The sequence below is a fragment of the Candidatus Brevundimonas phytovorans genome, from assembly GCA_029203145.1.
GTDB classification, from domain to species: Bacteria; Pseudomonadota; Alphaproteobacteria; order Caulobacterales; family Caulobacteraceae; genus Brevundimonas; species Brevundimonas phytovorans.
The window spans coordinates 2,219,726-2,236,152 of the sequence record CP119309.1 but is presented as its reverse complement, the minus strand read 5'-3'; the positions used below and the strand labels follow the sequence as shown (position 1 = coordinate 2,236,152).

General features: G+C 68.1%; 16 protein-coding genes and 1 other RNA gene. 6 read left to right on the top strand and 11 right to left on the bottom strand.

Features of this window, described 5'->3' with window-relative positions; translation table 11 throughout:
* Window positions 1–434: 434 nt before the first annotated feature.
* From gap to tkt, 7 genes are all read right to left on the bottom strand, one after another.
* Window positions 435–1,442 (bottom strand): type I glyceraldehyde-3-phosphate dehydrogenase, encoded by a 1,008-nt coding sequence (gap, locus tag P0Y52_10985; GenBank protein WEK57061.1) that lies wholly within the window; start codon window positions 1,440–1,442, stop codon window positions 435–437.
* A gap of 115 nt (window positions 1,443–1,557) precedes the next feature.
* Window positions 1,558–1,803: a CstA-like transporter-associated (seleno)protein gene (locus P0Y52_10980; protein WEK57060.1), complete on the bottom strand. Its 246-nt coding sequence runs from the start codon at window positions 1,801–1,803 to the stop codon at window positions 1,558–1,560.
* Entirely contained in the window at window positions 1,796–3,883 is a 2,088-nt protein-coding gene (locus tag P0Y52_10975) for a carbon starvation CstA family protein (GenBank protein ID WEK57059.1), read from the bottom strand. Before P0Y52_10975 ends, P0Y52_10980 begins: the two co-directional genes overlap by 8 nt.
* 135 nt (window positions 3,884–4,018) lie before the next feature.
* Window positions 4,019–5,212: a formate-dependent phosphoribosylglycinamide formyltransferase gene (gene purT / locus P0Y52_10970; GenBank protein ID WEK57058.1), complete on the bottom strand. Its 1,194-nt coding sequence runs from the start codon at window positions 5,210–5,212 to the stop codon at window positions 4,019–4,021.
* 4 nt (window positions 5,213–5,216) lie between these two features.
* On the bottom strand, window positions 5,217–5,609 hold the full coding sequence (locus tag P0Y52_10965; GenBank protein ID WEK57057.1) for a VOC family protein: 393 nt from the start codon (window positions 5,607–5,609) through the stop codon (window positions 5,217–5,219).
* Window positions 5,606–6,463, bottom strand: a complete 858-nt coding sequence (locus P0Y52_10960; protein WEK57056.1) for an alpha/beta hydrolase-fold protein — start codon at window positions 6,461–6,463, stop codon at window positions 5,606–5,608. Before P0Y52_10960 ends, P0Y52_10965 begins: the two co-directional genes overlap by 4 nt.
* Before the next feature lie 5 nt (window positions 6,464–6,468).
* Entirely contained in the window at window positions 6,469–8,418 is a 1,950-nt protein-coding gene (gene tkt / locus P0Y52_10955; GenBank protein ID WEK59485.1) for a transketolase, read from the bottom strand.
* Window positions 8,419–8,562: 144 nt separating this feature from the next.
* Here tkt and P0Y52_10950 point away from each other — a divergent pair, with 144 nt between their 5' ends.
* The 5 genes from P0Y52_10950 (at window position 8,563) to P0Y52_10930 (ending at window position 11,105) form a co-directional block, all read left to right on the top strand.
* Entirely contained in the window at window positions 8,563–8,820 is a 258-nt protein-coding gene (locus P0Y52_10950; GenBank protein ID WEK57055.1) for a hypothetical protein, read from the top strand.
* Window positions 8,820–9,158 (top strand): cell division protein ZapA, encoded by a 339-nt coding sequence (locus P0Y52_10945; GenBank protein WEK57054.1) that lies wholly within the window; start codon window positions 8,820–8,822, stop codon window positions 9,156–9,158. The genes P0Y52_10950 and P0Y52_10945 overlap by 1 nt, the downstream gene beginning before the upstream one ends.
* Before the next feature lie 205 nt (window positions 9,159–9,363).
* Window positions 9,364–9,524, top strand: a non-coding RNA gene (gene ssrS / locus P0Y52_10940) — 6S RNA.
* A 217-nt stretch (window positions 9,525–9,741) separates the two neighbouring features.
* Complete coding sequence (locus P0Y52_10935) at window positions 9,742–10,287, top strand: 5-formyltetrahydrofolate cyclo-ligase (protein ID WEK57053.1); 546 nt, start codon at window positions 9,742–9,744, stop codon at window positions 10,285–10,287.
* On the top strand, window positions 10,284–11,105 hold the full coding sequence (locus tag P0Y52_10930) for a TIGR00282 family metallophosphoesterase (GenBank protein ID WEK57052.1): 822 nt from the start codon (window positions 10,284–10,286) through the stop codon (window positions 11,103–11,105). Before P0Y52_10935 ends, P0Y52_10930 begins: the two co-directional genes overlap by 4 nt.
* Here the strand turns inward: P0Y52_10930 and P0Y52_10925 are convergent.
* The 4 genes from P0Y52_10925 to P0Y52_10910 all read right to left on the bottom strand — a co-directional run bounded on the left by P0Y52_10925 (window position 11,102) and on the right by P0Y52_10910 (window position 15,987).
* Window positions 11,102–12,499: a cytochrome P450 gene (locus P0Y52_10925; GenBank protein WEK57051.1), complete on the bottom strand. Its 1,398-nt coding sequence runs from the start codon at window positions 12,497–12,499 to the stop codon at window positions 11,102–11,104. The genes P0Y52_10930 and P0Y52_10925 overlap by 4 nt on opposite strands.
* A gap of 68 nt (window positions 12,500–12,567) precedes the next feature.
* Window positions 12,568–12,933, bottom strand: a complete 366-nt coding sequence (locus tag P0Y52_10920; GenBank protein ID WEK57050.1) for an indole-3-glycerol-phosphate synthase — start codon at window positions 12,931–12,933, stop codon at window positions 12,568–12,570.
* The gene (gene purL, locus P0Y52_10915; GenBank protein ID WEK57049.1) at window positions 12,933–15,143 is read right to left on the bottom strand and encodes a phosphoribosylformylglycinamidine synthase subunit PurL; all 2,211 of its coding nucleotides are present in this window, start codon (window positions 15,141–15,143) and stop codon (window positions 12,933–12,935) included. Before purL ends, P0Y52_10920 begins: the two co-directional genes overlap by 1 nt.
* 46 nt (window positions 15,144–15,189) lie before the next feature.
* Window positions 15,190–15,987: a hypothetical protein gene (locus P0Y52_10910; GenBank protein ID WEK57048.1), complete on the bottom strand. Its 798-nt coding sequence runs from the start codon at window positions 15,985–15,987 to the stop codon at window positions 15,190–15,192.
* Window positions 15,988–16,105: 118 nt separating this feature from the next.
* Between P0Y52_10910 and P0Y52_10905 the strand changes: the two genes are divergently transcribed.
* Entirely contained in the window at window positions 16,106–16,390 is a 285-nt protein-coding gene (locus P0Y52_10905; protein ID WEK57047.1) for a hypothetical protein, read from the top strand.
* Window positions 16,391–16,427: the final 37 nt, after the last annotated feature.

Here is a 16,427-nt window from a genome sequence, read left to right as displayed (position 1 = left end):
CGGGCTTTGGTTGCTCACCCAGATCGCAAGGCGGAAGACGTTGCCACCCGCGGACCATCGGGCCGCCAGAGTGCTGTTTTCTCCGCTCTGCGAGAGACCATTGAGAGTATCCATCAAGGGGGTGCCTCTGATGTCACTCTCACCTTTCACCAAGCGGGTGAATTCATGGAACCCGCCCGGAAGGTCTTGGCTGACTGCAACCACCCGATTTTTGCAAATCTGGATGCTAGTCCCATGACTGTTCCACGCGACCTCATCACCCCATCCCTGTTCTAGGGCTGCAACTGATGTGCCTGCGCCGAGGATCCTAAGTGCAACGCTACGTTCATCGCCGATTCTGATGCCAGCGATCTTGGTGGAATCATCAGCTAGGGCAGCCTCCCCGCACGTTAGCCCAAGAAAGGTAACGGCGAGGAGAACTGCTCTGCTTCGCATTACAGGAACTTGGCCATCACCAGGGCGGTGTCGGCCATGCGGGTCGCGAAGCCCCACTCGTTGTCGTACCAGGTCAGGACGCGGGCCAGCTTGCCGTCGACGACCTGGGTTTGCGGCAGGGCGGCGGTGGACGAAGCCGCAATGTGGTTCAGGTCGATGGAGACCAGCGGGTCGGTCGTCGTGGCCAGAACGCCCTTCATGGCGCCGTCGGCGGCGGCTTGCAGGGCGGCGTTGATTTCCTCGACCGTGACTTCACGACCGGCGACGACCTTCAGGTCGACGACCGAGACGTTCGGGGTCGGGACGCGGATCGACGAGCCGTCCAGCTTGCCCTTCAGTTCCGGCAGGACCAGGCCCAGGGCCTTGGCGGCGCCGGTCGAGGTCGGGATCATCGACAGGCCGGCGGCGCGACCGCGGTACGGGTCCTTGTGCATCGTATCCAGCGTGGGCTGGTCGCCGGTGTAGGCGTGGATGGTGGTCATGTAGCCGCGCTCGATGCCGAACAGGTCGTTCAGCACCTTGGCCACCGGGGCCAGGGCGTTGGTGGTGCACGAGCCGTTCGAGACGACGATGTCGTCGGCGGTCAGGGTCTCATGGTTGACCTTGAAGACGATGGTCTTGTCGGCGTTGTCGGCGGGGGCCGAGACCAGGACGCGCTTGGCGCCGGCCTTCAGGTGGGCCGAGGCCTTGTCCTTGGAGGTGAAGATGCCGGTGCATTCGAAGGCGATGTCCACCTTCAGCTCGGCGTGGGGCAGGTTGGCCGGGTCGCGCTCGGCGGTGACCTTGATCTTGCCCGTGCCGACGTCGATCCAGTCCTCGCCCGAGGTCACGGTGCCGGGGAAGCGACCGTGCACCGAGTCATAGCGCAGCAGGTGGGCGTTGGTCTCGACCGGGCCCAGGTCGTTGATCGCCACGACCTCGATGTCCGTGCGGCCATGCTCGACGATCGAGCGAAGCACGAGGCGGCCGATGCGGCCGAAGCCGTTAATGGCGACGCGAACGGTCATGGGGGAGGTCTCCTGAGCAAGGGCGATTTCGATTGGGAGCCTTACTCGGACGATCGGCGCTGTGATTCAACCCCGTCGCCATAACAAGGTGTGTTCGGACGTAACCGTCGGGCTGTCAGCAGCAGCGGAAAGCGCCGCCCGCGCCGAAGCGTCTCTGCTCATGCAGGCGGAAGAAGGCGGTGCGGTCCAGCGGCGGCTGGTCGGGATGCGTCGCCTCGGCGTGGGCGACATAGACCTCATAGTCGGGCTGGCCGACCATGAGGCTGGCGGTGCGGCGGGCGTCCTTGCCCCACCGCACCAGTGTGTCGCGGCAGACGCAGAGCAGGTCTGCGTTGTCAGCCGGGGCAGAGGGTCTAGGCACGGGCCGTGTCCATGGCTTCGTCCTCCAGCGTCAGCTCATGGGCGGCGGGCTGCTCGACCACGGTGGGCTGGCTGTTCTGGCGGGCCTTGAGGCAGGCGCGGACGCCATAGACCACCATGGTCAGGACCACGAACAGGAAGCCCGCCGTCAGGGCCGAGTTGACGTAGTCGTTGATGATGATCCGGTGCATGTCGCCCGCCGTCTTGGCCGGGGCCAGCAGGTCGCCGGCGGTCAGGGCGTCCTGATACTTCCGGGCATGGGCCAGAAAGCCGATCTTGACGTCGGGGTGCAGCAGCTTCTGGAAGCCCGCCGTCAGGGTGCAGATCAGCAGCCAGACCGCCGGGATGGCCGTGGCCCAGGCGAAGCGCTCGCGCTTCATCTTGAACAGGACGACGGTGCCCAGGATCAGGGCGACGGCGGCCAGCATCTGGTTGGCGATGCCGAACAGCGGCCACAGGCTGTTGATGCCGCCCAGGGGATCGACCACGCCGGTGTAGAGGAAGTAGCCCCACAGGCTGACCGTCAGGGCCGTGGCCACGACGTTGGCGGTCCAGGACTTGGTCTCGCGCATTTTCGGCACGGCCACGCCCAGCAGGTCCTGGATCATGAAGCGGCAGACGCGGGTGCCGGCGTCGACCGTGGTCAGGATGAACAGGGCCTCGAACAGGATGGCGAAGTGGTACCAGAAGGCCATCATGGCCTTGCCGCCGATGATGCCCGACAGGATGTGGGCCATGCCGACGGCCAGGGTCGGGGCGCCGCCCGCACGCGACAGGATGGAGTGCTCGCCCACGTCGCGGGCCAGTTGCTCCAGTTCAGCCGGAGTGATGTGGAAGCCCCACTGGGCCACGGCGGCGGCGGCGGAGGCGGCGTTGTCGCCGATGACCGAGACCGGGCTGTTCATGGCGAAGTAGACGGCCGGGTCCAGCACGGTGGCGGCGATCAGGGCCATGATGGCCACGAAGCTCTCACACAGCATGGCGCCATAGCCGATCAGCGGGATCTGGTTCTCGTTCTCCAGCAGCTTGGGCGTGGTGCCCGAGGAGATCAGGGCGTGGAAGCCCGAGACGGCGCCGCAAGCAATCGTGATGAAGAGGAAGGGGAAGAGGGCGCCGGCGAAGACCGGGCCGCTGCCGTCGATGAAGGGGGTGATGGCGGGCATCTGCACGTGGGGGCGCACGATCAGGATGCCGACGGCCAGGGCCAGGATGGCGCCGATCTTCAGGAAGGTGGACAGGTAGTCGCGCGGCGCCAGCAGCAGCCAGACCGGAATGACCGAGGCGACGAAGCCATAGGCCATCATGGCGATGGCCAGGGTGGTGCCCGACAGGGTGAAGGCCGGACCCCAGAAGGGATCAGCTGCGATATGACCGCCGCCGATGATGGCGAGGATCAGCAGCACCACGCCGATGACCGAGACCTCGCCCACGCGGCCGGGCCGCAGATAGCGGGTGTAGAGGCCCATGAAGACGGCGATGGGAATGGTGGCGGCCACCGTGAAGGTGCCCCACGGGCTTTCAGCCAGGGCCTTGACCACGACCAGAGCCAGAACCGCCAGAATGATGACCATGATCATCAGCACGCCGACCTGGGCGATGATGCCGGGGATGGGGCCCATTTCGGTGCGGACCATGTCGCCCAGCGAGCGACCGTCGCGGCGGGTGGACATGAACAGGACCATCATGTCCTGCACCGCCCCGGCCAGAACCGCGCCGACCAGAATCCACAGGACGCCGGGCAGATAGCCCATCTGCGCCGCCAGCACCGGCCCGACCAGAGGCCCTGCGCCCGCGATGGCCGCGAAATGGTGGCCGAACAGGACGTTGCGGGGCGTGGGAACATAGTCCAGCCCGTCGTTATGCCGCACCGCGGGCGTGGGCCGTTTCGCGTTCAGCCCCATGACCTTTCCGGCCAGGTAGCGGGCGTAGAAGCGGTAGGCGATGGCGTAGACGCAAAGCGCCGCCACCACGATCCAGACGGCGCTGATGCTCTCGCCCTGATGCAGGGCGATGACGGCGAGGGCGATCGCCCCCAGAATGGCGATGGCGCCAAAAATCAGCGCGGTCTTGAGCTTGCCCATGACGAACGGTCCTCCGGGTCGACTAGGCTGCGACCTTTCGGCATTTCTGGACCCATTAGGGGCTCGACGACAACCGACTAAAGTCGAAGGTCGGCGCCTTTATTTTACAGTCAGGGCAAGCTTTGCAGCGGATTTTCAGGGTTTGACGACGCGAACCTTGCTGGCCGCCTCGGTCGCCCGCTGGCGCGCCTGATCCGTGTCCGAGCCGCGGGCGAGCGCCACGCCCATGCGGCGGCGCTCAAAGGCCTCGGGCTTGCCGAACAGGCGCAGGTCGATGGTTGGCGCCGACAGGGCCTCGGCCACGCCTTCATAGACCACGCCCTCGGCCTCCAGGCCGCCATAGATGACGGCGCTGGCGCCCGGCTCGCGCAGGGTGACGTCCACCGGCAGGCCGAGGATGGCGCGGGCGTGCAGGGCGAACTCGCTCATGGTCTGGGTCGCCAGCGTCACCAGGCCGGTGTCGTGCGGGCGCGGCGAGACCTCGGAGAACCAGACCTTGTCACCGGTCACGAACAGTTCGACGCCGAAGACGCCGAGGCCGCCCAGGGCGTCGGTCACCTTGCCGGCGATGTCCTGCGCGGCCTTCAGCGCAGCCTCGCTCATGATCTGCGGCTGCCAGCTTTCGACATAGTCGCCCTTCTGCTGGCGATGGCCGATGGGGGCGCAGAAGTCCGTGCGCACCGCGCCGTCGCGCAGCGACCGCACGGTCAGCAGGGTGATCTCATAGTCGAAGTCGATGCGGCCCTCGACGATGACCCGTCCGCCCGCGACCCGGCCCGAGCCTTGCGCATAGGTCCAGGCCTCGGCGACCTGATCGGCGCTCTCGACATAGGACTGGCCCTTGCCCGAGGACGACATCACCGGCTTGACGAAGCAGGGGAAGCCGACGGCCTCGGCCCCCGCCGCCAGTTCCTCGGCGCTGCCCGCAAAGGCGTAGGGGCTGGTCGGCAGGCCCAGTTCCTCGGCGGCCAGACGGCGGATGCCCTCGCGGTTCATGGTCAGCTGGGTGGCGCGGGCGGTGGGGATGACGCGGGCCAGCCCCGCCGCCTCGACGGCCGCCAGAACCTCGGTGGCGATGGCCTCGATTTCCGGCACGATGATGTGCGGGGCCTCGGCCATGATCAGGCCGTTCAGCACCTGGGGATCGGTCATCGGAATGACGTGGCTGCGGTGCGCCACCTGCATGGCCGGGGCGTTGGGGTAGCGGTCCACCGCGATCACCTCGGCGCCCAGACGCTGCAGCTCGATAGCCACCTCCTTGCCCAGCTCGCCCGAGCCGAGCAGCATGACGCGCGTGGCGTGGTCGGTAAGCGGCGTGCCGATCTTCATGGGCTCAGGCTCCGGTAGCGGGTTCGATCAGGTCCCAGGCGTTGCCGTAGAGGTCTTCGAAGACCACCACCTTGCCATAGGCCTCGTGACGGGGCGTTTCGCGGAAGACGACGCCGGCGTCCAGCCAGGCGGCGTGGTCGCGCATCAGGTCGTCGGTGTAAAGGAACAGCCAGACGCGGCCGCCCGCCTGATCGCCGATCTGGGCGACTTGGCTAGGCGTCGCGGCGCGGGCCAGCAGCAGGGAGGTCTGGCCCCCTTTGGGCGTAACGCGGACCCAGCGCTTGCCGCCGCCCATGTCGGTGTCTTCGCTGAGCTCGAAGCCCAGCCTGCCGACGAAGAAGGCGATGGCCTCGTCATAGTCGCGGACCAGCAGGCTGACGGCGCCGAGATGGCTCATGGTGCAGGAACCGCATAGAGGCGGCGGAAGGCGTCCAGAGCGGCGCCGTGATAGATGCTGGCGTGGCTCTCGGTCGGGCGCGGGGTGAAATCCCATTTGACGCCGGGCAGGGCGTGATCGCGCAGGTTGGCGGTCAGGACATCCATCGGCGCCTGCATCTCCTCGCCCTCGTCGCCGAGCGTCAGGATCAGGGTGCGCGGATCGTTGGCGTGGTCGCGCAGATGCGCCCCCGACTGCCGCGCCAGCTGGCCGCCGTCCCACCACAGGCTGGGGCTGACGGCGACATAGGCGTCGAACATCTGCGGTTCCTTCAGGAAGGTCTCGACCACGAAGAGCCCGGCCAGGGACTCGCCCATCAGGGCCGTCTCGCCGCTGGTGCGGAAGCGGCCTTCGATGAAGGGCATGACTTCGTCGGACACGAAACGACGGAAGCGGTCGGACTGCCCTTGGGTCGGATAGCGGGCGATGAGTTCGGCGTTGTCGGTCGGCAGGGCCAACTCGTTGCGGCGGTCGACCGAGGCGATGCCCACCACGATGACGTCGCGGGTGGTGCCGACGATGGTCCCCAGCTGGGCGATGCCCGAGATGTGGTGGAAGTCCTGATCCTGACCGCCGTCGAGGACGTAGAGTACCGGATAGGTCTGGCCGCTGCGCTCATAGCCGGGCGGCAGCCAGACGTTGATCTCGCGCGTTTGGCCCATGACGGCGGAGGGCAGGGCGTAGGACTGGCCGATAACGATGGGCGTCTCGACCGCCACGGGGGCGGTCGCTTGGGCCCCGGCCGTCTCGGCGAGGGCGGTTGCGCCGCCCGCCATCGACAAGCCGAAGCTCAGGATGAGGGCGAGGCGGCGCACGAGGCTTACAGCCGGGCCTTGGCGGCTTCGACCACGGCCTCGGCGGTGATGCCGAACTCGCGGTAGAGGACTTCGGCCGGGGCCGAGGCGCCGAAGCCGGTCATGCCGACAAAGCCGCCGTCTTCGCCGATGAAGCGTTCCCAGCCCTGCTTGATCGCGGCTTCCACGGCGACGCGGACGGTGCCGCGGCCGATGACGGCGTCCTGATAGGCCTTGGGCTGCTGCTCGAACAGTTCGAAGCAGGGCACCGAGACCACGCGGGTCGGCACGCCTTCGGCCTCCAGAGTTTCAGCCGCCTTCAGCGCCAGGGCGACTTCGGTGCCGGTGCCGAACAGGGTGACTTTCGCGGCGCCGTTGGCGGCCTTCAGCTCATAGGCGCCCTTGCGTGACAGGTTTTCGCCGGCGTCGGTCAGACGGACCGCCGGGGTTTTCTGACGCGACAGGCACATGCCCGACGGCGTCTTCTTGTGCTGCAGGGCGACCTGCCAGCACTCCAGCGCCTCGACGGTGTCCGCAGGGCGGAAGACCATCAGGTTGGGGATGGCGCGCAGGGCCGCCAGATGCTCGACCGGCTGGTGGGTCGGACCGTCTTCGCCCAGACCGATCGAGTCATGGGTCAGGACGTGAACCACGCGCACGCCCATCAGGGCGGCCAGGCGGATCGCCGGGCGGCTGTAGTCCGAGAAGACCATGAAGGTGCCGGCGTAGGGGATGACGCCGCCGTGCAGGGCCATGCCGTTCATGGCCGAGGCCATGCCATGCTCGCGCACGCCCCAGTTGACGTAACGACCGGCGTAGTCGGGCGCGTCGAGGATCTGGGTGTTCTTGACGAAGGTGTTGTTCGAGCCGGTCAGGTCGGCCGAGCCGCCGATCAGTTCGGGGATGGCGTTGAACACCGTCTCCAGCGCCTCGCCCGAGGACTGGCGCGTGGCCAGGGCAGGCTGGCTCGAAACCAGTTCCTTGAGCTTGGCGTCCAGGGCCTCGAAGGCGCCGGTCGGCAGGTCGCCGGCCATGGCGCGGGTGAAGTCGTCACGCTGGGCGTGGTTCAGCAGGCGAGCTTCCCACGATTTGCGCGTCTTGGCGCCCTGCTTGCCGACCTTGGCCCAGGCCTTCTGGACGCCTTCCGGCAGGTCGAAGGGCGCGAAGGGCCAGTGCAGAGCCTGACGCGTGGCGGCGATCTCGGTCGCGCCCAGGGCGGCGCCGTGGGTCTTGTGGCTGCCTTCCATCGTGGCGGCGCCCTTGCCGATCTTGGTCTTGCAGGCGATCAGCGTCGGCTTGGACTGCTTGGTCGCCCAGGCCAGAGCCTTCTGGATCTGCTTGTGGTCGTGGCCGTCGATGGCCTTGACCGCCCAGCCCGAGGCCTTGAAGCGGGCCAGCTGGTCGGTGGCGTCCGACAGGGAGACCTTGCCGTCGATGGTGATCTCGTTGTCGTCCCACATGACGCACAGCTTGTTCAGCTTCAGGCGACCGGCCAGGGCGATGGCTTCCTGCGACACGCCTTCCATCAGGCAGCCGTCGCCGGCGATGACCCAGGTGCGGTGGTCGACCAGATCCGAGCCGAAGCGGGCGGCCAGGTGGCGCTCAGCCAGGGCGAAACCGACCGAGTTGGCGATGCCCTGACCCAGGGGGCCGGTGGTCGTCTCGATGCCGGTCATGTGACCATATTCCGGGTGGCCGGCGGTCTTGGCGCCCCACTGGCGGAAGTTCTCCAGCTGTTCCCTGGTCGCGTCCTTGTAGCCCGTCAGGTGCAGCAGGCTGTAGATCAGCATCGAGCCGTGGCCCGCCGACAGGATGAAGCGGTCGCGGTCGGCCCAGTCGGGGCGGCTGGCGTCGAACTTCAGGAATTTCGAATAGAGGACGGTGGCGACGTCGGCCATGCCCATGGGCATGCCGGGGTGGCCGCTCTTGGCCTTTTCGACGCCGTCCATGGCCAGGACGCGGATGGCGTCCGCCATCTGCTTGGGCGAAGGCTTGGCGAATGCAGCTTGGGCGTCGGTCACGGCGAGACCTTTCCTCAGGAAACAGGATATAGCGGGGCGGCGCCGCTTTACCCCGACGCGCGCACAGGTTCTATACGGAATCTGGACGAAAGGACCCCAATGGACGCCGTTACGGCCGCAAAGACACGCATCGACAAGGCCCTGGCCCTGCTGGAACGCAGGGTGCTGGAGCTGAAGGCGCGTCCGGCCACCGCCCCCGCCATCACCGATGACGACCTGTTCGCGCCGCGGGCGTCGAACGCCGCCGACCTGGTGCGCATCGCGGAACTGGAGGCCGCGGGCCGTGACGCGGCCGAGGCCCTGGGCCGCGCGGCCGAGGCCGTGCGCGAGGTTCTGGCCGAACAGGAGGCGCGCTGATGGCGACCGTTACAGTAGAGGTCAACGGCCGTTCCTACGCCGTCGGTTGCGCCGACGGCCAGGAGGAGCGCGTCCGCATCCTCGCCCGCCAGTTCGACAGCCATGTGCGTCAGATCGCCGGCGACGTCGGCCATGTCGGCGACCTGCGCCTGTTCCTGATGGCCTCGCTGATGCTGGCCGATGAACTGCACGAAGCGCGGCAGCGGCTGGAGAACGGCCAGGGCCCGGCGGCCCAGGACGGCCCGCAAAAGGCCGCGCCGCCGCCCGCCGGAGACGGCGTGGCCGAGGCGCTGAACGCGGTTGCGGCGCGTATCGAGAAGATCTGCCAGACGATCTGAACCTGCTCTTTCCTCCCTGTTCGCGGCGCGAATGGGGAGGTGGATCGGCGGCGCAGCCGACGAGACGGAGGGGGCGACTCCACGTCAGCCCTCTGCGCCGCCCCCTCCACCGCTACGCGGTCCCCCTCCCCACGAATGGGGAGGAAAGAGTGAGCGGTTCGCCATTGTTGAAACGCTTCGGACCGCCTATCTTGTCCAACGGCGGGTCCTGCTGCGGCTCACGTCGAAGACAACATATCCTTCTGACCTTAATTCACTCTAAGGGATCTGTCCCTGACCGGGCTCGAGGGCTTGGTCATATGGAGCCCACCTGGCTACCCAGGTCGAGAGGATTTAAACGTTCTTCACGGCTCTCGCGGCGCCGCCACCCTCACTCTTTTTTGCACTATCGCTCGCCGCGCGGCGGCTCGCTGCTTGAGCGCGGTTGTGCGCTATGCTCGCGATGCGGTCGCTCGCGGCTTGAGCGCCTTTTTGCGCTATCGCTCGGCCCGCGGGGCCTTGCTGCTTGAGCGCGAGTGATCCTCCCCTGCGAAGCGGGGGAGGATTGATGGGTGTTCTCGCGCAAGTCGGCTAGAGAATCCTCATGATCTCCAAACACGAACTCCGCGCCTCGATGCGCGCCCTGCGCAAGCGGCTGGCCGAGGCCGATAGCGAAGCCGCCGAGCGCGCCGCCGGGCACGCCGAGGCCCTGCCGTCCGGCGAAACCGTCGCCCTTTATCGCGCCATGGGGTCGGAGCTGGACACGGACGCCCTGGCCGTCGCCCTGCATCAGGCGGGGCGACGCCTCTGCCTGCCGGTGGTGATCGAGCGCGACGCGGCCATGATCTTTCGCGCCTGGACGCCGGGCGAGCCGCTGGAGCTGGACGCCGCCGGCTGTCCCGCGCCCCTGCCGCTGACCGAGACTGTCACGCCTGACCTGATCCTGACGCCGCTGTTGGCCTTTGACGCCCACGGCGGGCGGCTGGGGCAGGGCGGGGGCTATTACGACCGGACCTTCGCAGTCCTGCCGAATGCGGTGCGCGTCGGCTTCGCCTATGCGGGGCAGGAGGTCGAGCGCTTGGCGCTGGAGCCTCATGACATGCGCCTGCATGGCGTTTTGACCGAGAAGGGCTATAGAGCCGTCCAATGAGACTGGCATTTTTCGGTGACGTGGTCGGCAAGTCCGGGCGCGATGGGCTTTCGGATCATCTTCCGGGGCTGAGGCGCGACCTCAAACTCGACTTCGTGGTGGTCAACGCCGAGAACGCCGCAGGCGGCTTCGGCATCACCGAGAACACGGCGCGCGAGATCTTCGCCGCCGGGGCCGATGTCCTGACGTTGGGCAACCACAGCTGGGATCAGCGCGAGGCCCTGACCTATATTGTGCGCGAGCCGCGCCTGATCCGCCCCGCCAACTATCCGCGCCTGATGGACGCGCCGGGTCGCGGCGCCGACGTCTTCGTGACCGCCGACGGCCGTCGGGTGCTGGTCATCAATGTCCTGGGCCGCATCCACATGGACCCGATGGACGACCCGTTCAGCGCCGTGGAGCGCGAGCTGGAGGCTGCACCCCTGGGCGTCGTCGCCGACGCCGTCATCGTCGACATGCACGCCGAGGCCACCAGCGAGAAGATGGGCATGGGCCACTTCTGCGACGGCCGCGCCAGCCTGGTGGTCGGCACCCACACCCACGTCCCGACCGCCGACGCCCAGATCCTGCCCCACGGCACGGCCTATCAGACCGACGCCGGCGGCTGCTGCGACTATGACTCGGTCATCGGCAACGACAAGGAAGAGCCCCTGCGCCGCTTCACCACGCGGCTGTCCGGCGGACGCTACGTCCCCGCCAGCGGCCCGGCCACCATCTGCGGCGTCTTCGTCGAGACCGACGACCGCACGGGTCTGGCGACGCGGGTCGAAGCCATCCGCGTCGGCGGGCGTCTGAGCCAGGCGATCCCGCAGGTCTAGGCTGCGACTGGCCGGTCCCGCCGCGCCCTCAGCCGCAGCCGCATGGTCCGTTGGCTGCGCAGCGTCACCTGATGGACAGGGCGGGGTTCGACCGGGGTGATGGCCTCGACCTCGGCGACCTTGAGGATTTCGGCCAGGGCGATGATGGCCTCCTGCATGGCGAAGGCGGCGCCGATGCAGATGCGCGGACCGCCGCTGAACGGCAGCCAGGCGTAGCGGTCGATCGACTTGCGGTTCTCGGGCAGGAAGCGTTCGGGGCGGAAGGCGTCGGGTTCGTCCCACAGCTTTTCGTGGCGATGGATGACCCAGGGCACGATCAGCACGCTCTGACCGGCCTTGACCTCATGCCCGCCGATCACGTCGTCGGCCACGGCCTGCCGGATCATGGCCGGGGCGGGCGGAAACAGGCGCATGGCCTCCTCGATCACCGCCCGGTGCCAGTGCAGGTCGCGAAGTCCTGCGGCGCTGCGGTCCCAGCCGTCGGCTTCCGCCTTCAGGATATCGGCCACGCGCTTGTCGCGGCTGATCAGGTGCAAGGTCCAGCCCAGGGTCCGCGCCGTCGTCTCATGCCCGGCCAGAATGAAGGTCAGGATGTTGGACGCCACCTCGTGGTCCGACAGACCCGAGCCGTCGCCCTCCTCGTCGCGGGCGCTGAGCAGGGCGGTCAGCAGGTCTTCGGGGGCGTCGCCGTCCTGTTCGATCCGCGCCCGGCGCCGCGCCACCAGGGCGTCGACGCGGTCCTTGAAGAAGCGCGCGTCCCCGCCCGAGGCCACCCGGCCCAGGCGCGGTATCCAGTCGGGGGCCTTTAGCGCGTCCAGCGGGCTGATCCGCGCCCCGACCGCCAGGAAATGGTTCAGCGCCTTCTCGAAGCCCGCCGCGTCGCCGTCCAGATCGTCCGAGAACAGCGCCGCCGACAGGATGTCGAAGGTCAGCCCGCTCATCTCGCTGTCGATGTTCAGCACCCGCGCGCCGTGTTCCAGCCGCCAGCCCTCGACGCGGCGGCGGCAGACCCGGTCCATGGCCTCGGCGGTGCGGGCCGTATGGGCGGGGGTGAACAGGGGGGCCATGATGCGCCGGGCGCGCCGCCACTGTTCGCCCTCGGTCAGCAGCAGACCGTCGGCCAGCATGGGGCCCAGCACGCGGCGTTGCAGGTCGCCCTTCTCATAGTTGGCGGCGTTGTCGGTCAGGACGTGGCGCACGCCCGCCGGATCGCTGACCACCAGGGTCTTGCCCAGCGGCGAGGCCCCGTCGATGTAGAGTTCGGTGAAGTGGGCCTGGCTCCAGATCTGGAGCGGATCACGCCAGCTCTGCCACAGGAAGTGCGGCAGGCTCATCCTCTGGGTCCGGCGCGGCGGCGTCCAGGGGCGGAAAGTCGAGGCGGCGGCGTCGGTCATGGAGCGCTCCTTCTCAGGCTCGCTTCATATGTATTGACTATAGTGTCAAAAAGAAGGGGCTTCGCCTCTTATTGCGAGGGCGCCGCGTCGCGCATCATCGTTGTCTGCTGGGCTTCCAGCGCCCGCAGTCGGCCTTCCTCGGCGCGCAGGTCGCCGGTCAGCTGGCCTTTCAGCGCGGGGTCGGTGGTCGTCGCCAGCAGGGCGCGGGTGTCGGCGACGGCCTGACGGCGCGCCGCGATCAGGCGAGCCAGTTCGTCGCCGGCTTCGGCGGAGGGGCGGGACGCCGCTTCTTCTTCGGTGGTCTTCAGCGCGGCGGCCTGCCGGGCGGCTGAGGCGTCGCGCAGGGCGTGCTGAACCGGGTCGCCGCCCTCGAAGTCGCAGGCGGCCGTGAGGGCCGCGCCAGCGACGACGAAGGCGACGGCGCGCAGGCGCATCAGCCTTCGATCCAGTTCGGCATCCAGCCTTCGTGGAACTCGCGCAGGTGGGCGACGGGGATACGGTAGAGCTCGCCCTTCGGACCCGAGGAGGCGAAGTCCGCGCCCTTGGCGACGCCGACGACCGAGGCGTGCAGACCGGCGTCCTTGGCTTTCGCCAGCAGGGCTTCGGCGTCCGACACGGCGACCAGATAGCGGGCCTGATCTTCGCCGAAGAGGAAGGCGTGGGCGTGGGTCGCGCTGGAGGCGTTCAGCTCGATCCCGACGTCCGAGGCCAGGGCCAGATCGGCGGCGGCGCCGACCAGACCGCCGTCCGACAGGTCGTGAACGACCGTCAGCTCGCCGCCCTCGATCAGACCGCGCACGAAGTCGCCGGTCTTCTTTTCCAGCTTCAGGTCGACCGGCGGCGGGGCGCCGTCTTCGCGGCCCAGAACCTCGCGCAGATAGATGGACGAACCCAGCTCGCCGTGCGTCTGGCCGATCAGGACCAGGACATCGCCCTCGGCCACGCCGCCGAAGCCGGTGGTCACGTCGTAGTTGGTCAGCAGGCCGACTGCGCCGACCGTCGGGGTCGGCGGAATGGCGACGCCGTTGGTCTCGTTATAGAGGCTGACGTTGCCCGAGACGACGGGGAAGTCCAGCTCGCGGCAGGCCTCGGCCATGCCGTCGGTGGCGCGCACGATCTGGCCCATGATCTCGGGGCGCTGCGGGTTGCCGAAGTTGAGGTTGTCCGTGATGGCGATGGGGCGCGAGCCCACAGCCGTCAGGTTGCGCCAGGCCTCGGCCACGGCCTGCTTGCCGCCTTCATAGGGGTCGGCCTGGACATAGCGCGGGGTGCAGTCGCTGGTCACGGCCAGACCCTTGTCGGTGCCGTGGACGCGGACCACGCCGGCGTCGGCGCCGGTCGAGGAGTCCTGCAGGGTATCGGCCATGACGTGACGGTCGTACTGTTCCCAGATCCAGCGCTTGGACGCCATGTCGGGGCAGGCGATGACCTTGAGGACCGCGTCGTTCCAGCTTTCCGGGGCCGGGACCTCGGCCGGGTCGAGGCGCGGCTGCAGTTCGGGCTGGACCCAGGGGCGGTCATAGAGGGGGGCGTCGTCGAACAGCGGGGCCAGCGGCACGTCGCAGACGACCTCGCCGTGGTGACGCAGCACCAGATGGCCGGTGTCGGTGGTCTTGCCGATGACGGCGAAGTCCAGACCCCACTTCTGGAAGATGCGATAGCCGACGTCCTCGAAGCCCGGCTTCAGGACCGCCAGCATCCGCTCCTGGCTTTCCGACAGCATCATCTCATAGGCGGTCATGCCTTCTTCGCGCTGGGGCACCTGGTCGAGGTCCAGCTCGACGCCGACGCCGCCCTTGCCCGCCATCTCCACGGACGACGAGGTCAGACCCGCCGCGCCCATATCCTGAATGGCGGCGACGGCGCCCGAGGCCATCAGCTCCAGCGTGGCCTCGATCAGCAGCTTCTCGGCGAAGGGGTCGCCGACCTGGACGGTGGGGCGCTTGGCCTCCGACTCGTCGTCGAACTCGGTCGAGGACATGGTGGCGCCGTGGATGCCGTCGCGGCCCGTCTTGGAGCCGAAGTAGACCACGTCATGACCGGCTTTCGGCGCGGCCGAGTAGTAGATCTCGTCGGCCTTGGCGATGCCCACGCACATGGCGTTGACCAGGATGTTGCCGTTGTAGCCCTTGTGGAAATTGGTCTCGCCCGCGACCGTCGGCACGCCGACGCAGTTGCCATAGCCGCCGATGCCGGCGACCACGCCCTTGACCAGATGTCTGGACTTCTCGTGCGAGGGATCGCCAAAGCGCAGGGCGTTCAGCAGGGCCACCGGGCGGGCGCCCATAGTGAAGACGTCGCGCATGATGCCGCCCACGCCCGTCGCCGCGCCCTGATAGGGCTCGATATAGGAGGGGTGGTTGTGGCTCTCCATCTTGAAGATGCAGGCGTCGCCGTCGTCGATGTCGATGACCCCGGCGTTCTCGCCCGGACCGCAGATGACGCGCGGTCCCGTGACCGGGAACTTCATCAACTGCTTCTTGGAGGATTTGTAGGAGCAGTGCTCGGACCACATGACCGAGAAGACGCCCAGCTCGACTTGGTTGGGCTCGCGACCCAGCCGGTCCAGCAGGACCTGATACTCGTTCGGAGCCAGACCGTATTCAGCGGCCAATTCTGCGGTGGTCTTTTGCGGAGCGCTCATGGGCGGGGCTTCTAGCCGGGTCTGAGCCTCCTGTCAGCCCGTCCCTTCAGCGGGCGCGCTCGATCCCGCGTTTCAGGCCGAAGACCAGGATGACGGCGGCGACCACCAGCAGGAAGGCGGCGCCCAGGGCGGTGAAGCCAAGCACCGGATTCCGCTCCTGTTCCGCGACGAAGGCGCCGACCAGGCCCCAGGCGATGGGCAGGGGGTAGGCCAGGGTGCGCAAGCTCGCCGTCACCGCCGCCCCGACCAGCACCACGGCCACAATCGCCGCGATGGCCCAGCCGGTCGGCGACAGAAAGGCCGGCAGGGCGTCAAAGGCCGTCGCCGTGGTGATCAGGTTCAGCGGCGCGGCCACGGTCAGCCATCCGGCCAGCGCCGCCAGGGGCCAGATCAGGAACCAGCGGTCGCGGTCCATCGGGCCGGTCGAACGGATGGTCTTGCCGCTGGCCAGTATCGGAACCAGCAAGGCCAGCAGCGAGGCGAAGATGATGATCACGCTGGCCGCCTTCAGGTTCAGGGCCGCCGCGACGATCCATAGACCGATGCCGAAGAAGGCGACGACCGACGGCCAGCCCATTCGATTGATTAGCACGCTCTCGCCCGTCTGGGGGAGGGCCTGTCTTCCGGCGTAGATCAACAGGCCCAGATAGAGCGCGCCCCAGATGGAAAAGGCGTAGCCCGCCACACGTAGCGTCTGATTTCCGTCCGCCGCGAACTCGGCCTGCGACAGGCCGAAGCCGCCCAGGCTCTGCACGACCGGAACCGCGACGGCGAAGACGGCGGCGGCCAGCACCACCAGTCGACGGGTTCTCTGGGCGGGGGTGGGGCGTTCGATGGCGGACATGGCGGCGATCCCGGTGAAGCTTCACCTTCACTACGCGCCAGCGACCGGAATGGTTCATCGGAACCGCCGGGCTTGCGCCCCGCTTAGATCAGGAGACGCTAATCAAAGGAGACGCGCCATGGCCGACCCCGACAACCTGCCGGAAGACCCGGCCCTCGAAACCGACGAGGTCAAGACCAACCGCGCCCTGGAACAGGGCCTGGGCGTCGGCGCCCGCGAACTGGCCGCGATCGGGGAATCCGGCGAAGCGGGCACGTTGGAGCGCGCGCTCGATGAAGACGGCGAACCGATCGAACCTGAGATCGAGGCCGACGAACTGGGCCGCAGCGCCAGCGTCCTGGACCGCGGCAGGACCGGCCGCGCCGACGACAAGCAACAGTTGGACAAGGCGTCCGACGCCTGACCCGACGGCCCTTGACGGCGTTGATGCGGCATCGTTC

Excerpts from the sequence above, each read along its gene's own strand:
- gap (WEK57061.1), bottom strand. The coding sequence starts at position 1,442 with ATGACCGTTCGCGTCGCCATTAACGGCTTCGGCCGCATCGGCCGCCTC.
- P0Y52_10975 (WEK57059.1), bottom strand. The coding sequence starts at position 3,883 with ATGGGCAAGCTCAAGACCGCGCTGATTTTTGGCGCCATCGCCATTCTG.
- purT (WEK57058.1), bottom strand. The coding sequence starts at position 5,212 with ATGAAGATCGGCACGCCGCTTACCGACCACGCCACGCGCGTCATGCTG.
- P0Y52_10965 (WEK57057.1), bottom strand. The coding sequence starts at position 5,609 with ATGAGCCATCTCGGCGCCGTCAGCCTGCTGGTCCGCGACTATGACGAG.
- tkt (WEK59485.1), bottom strand. The coding sequence starts at position 8,418 with ATGGCGGACGCCATCCGCGTCCTGGCCATGGACGGCGTCGAAAAGGCC.
- P0Y52_10950 (WEK57055.1), top strand. The coding sequence starts at position 8,563 with ATGGACGCCGTTACGGCCGCAAAGACACGCATCGACAAGGCCCTGGCC.
- P0Y52_10945 (WEK57054.1), top strand. The coding sequence starts at position 8,820 with ATGGCGACCGTTACAGTAGAGGTCAACGGCCGTTCCTACGCCGTCGGT.
- P0Y52_10935 (WEK57053.1), top strand. The coding sequence starts at position 9,742 with ATGATCTCCAAACACGAACTCCGCGCCTCGATGCGCGCCCTGCGCAAG.
- P0Y52_10930 (WEK57052.1), top strand. The coding sequence starts at position 10,284 with ATGAGACTGGCATTTTTCGGTGACGTGGTCGGCAAGTCCGGGCGCGAT.
- P0Y52_10925 (WEK57051.1), bottom strand. The coding sequence starts at position 12,499 with ATGACCGACGCCGCCGCCTCGACTTTCCGCCCCTGGACGCCGCCGCGC.
- P0Y52_10920 (WEK57050.1), bottom strand. The coding sequence starts at position 12,933 with ATGCGCCTGCGCGCCGTCGCCTTCGTCGTCGCTGGCGCGGCCCTCACG.
- purL (WEK57049.1), bottom strand. The coding sequence starts at position 15,143 with ATGAGCGCTCCGCAAAAGACCACCGCAGAATTGGCCGCTGAATACGGT.
- P0Y52_10910 (WEK57048.1), bottom strand. The coding sequence starts at position 15,987 with ATGTCCGCCATCGAACGCCCCACCCCCGCCCAGAGAACCCGTCGACTG.
- P0Y52_10905 (WEK57047.1), top strand. The coding sequence starts at position 16,106 with ATGGCCGACCCCGACAACCTGCCGGAAGACCCGGCCCTCGAAACCGAC.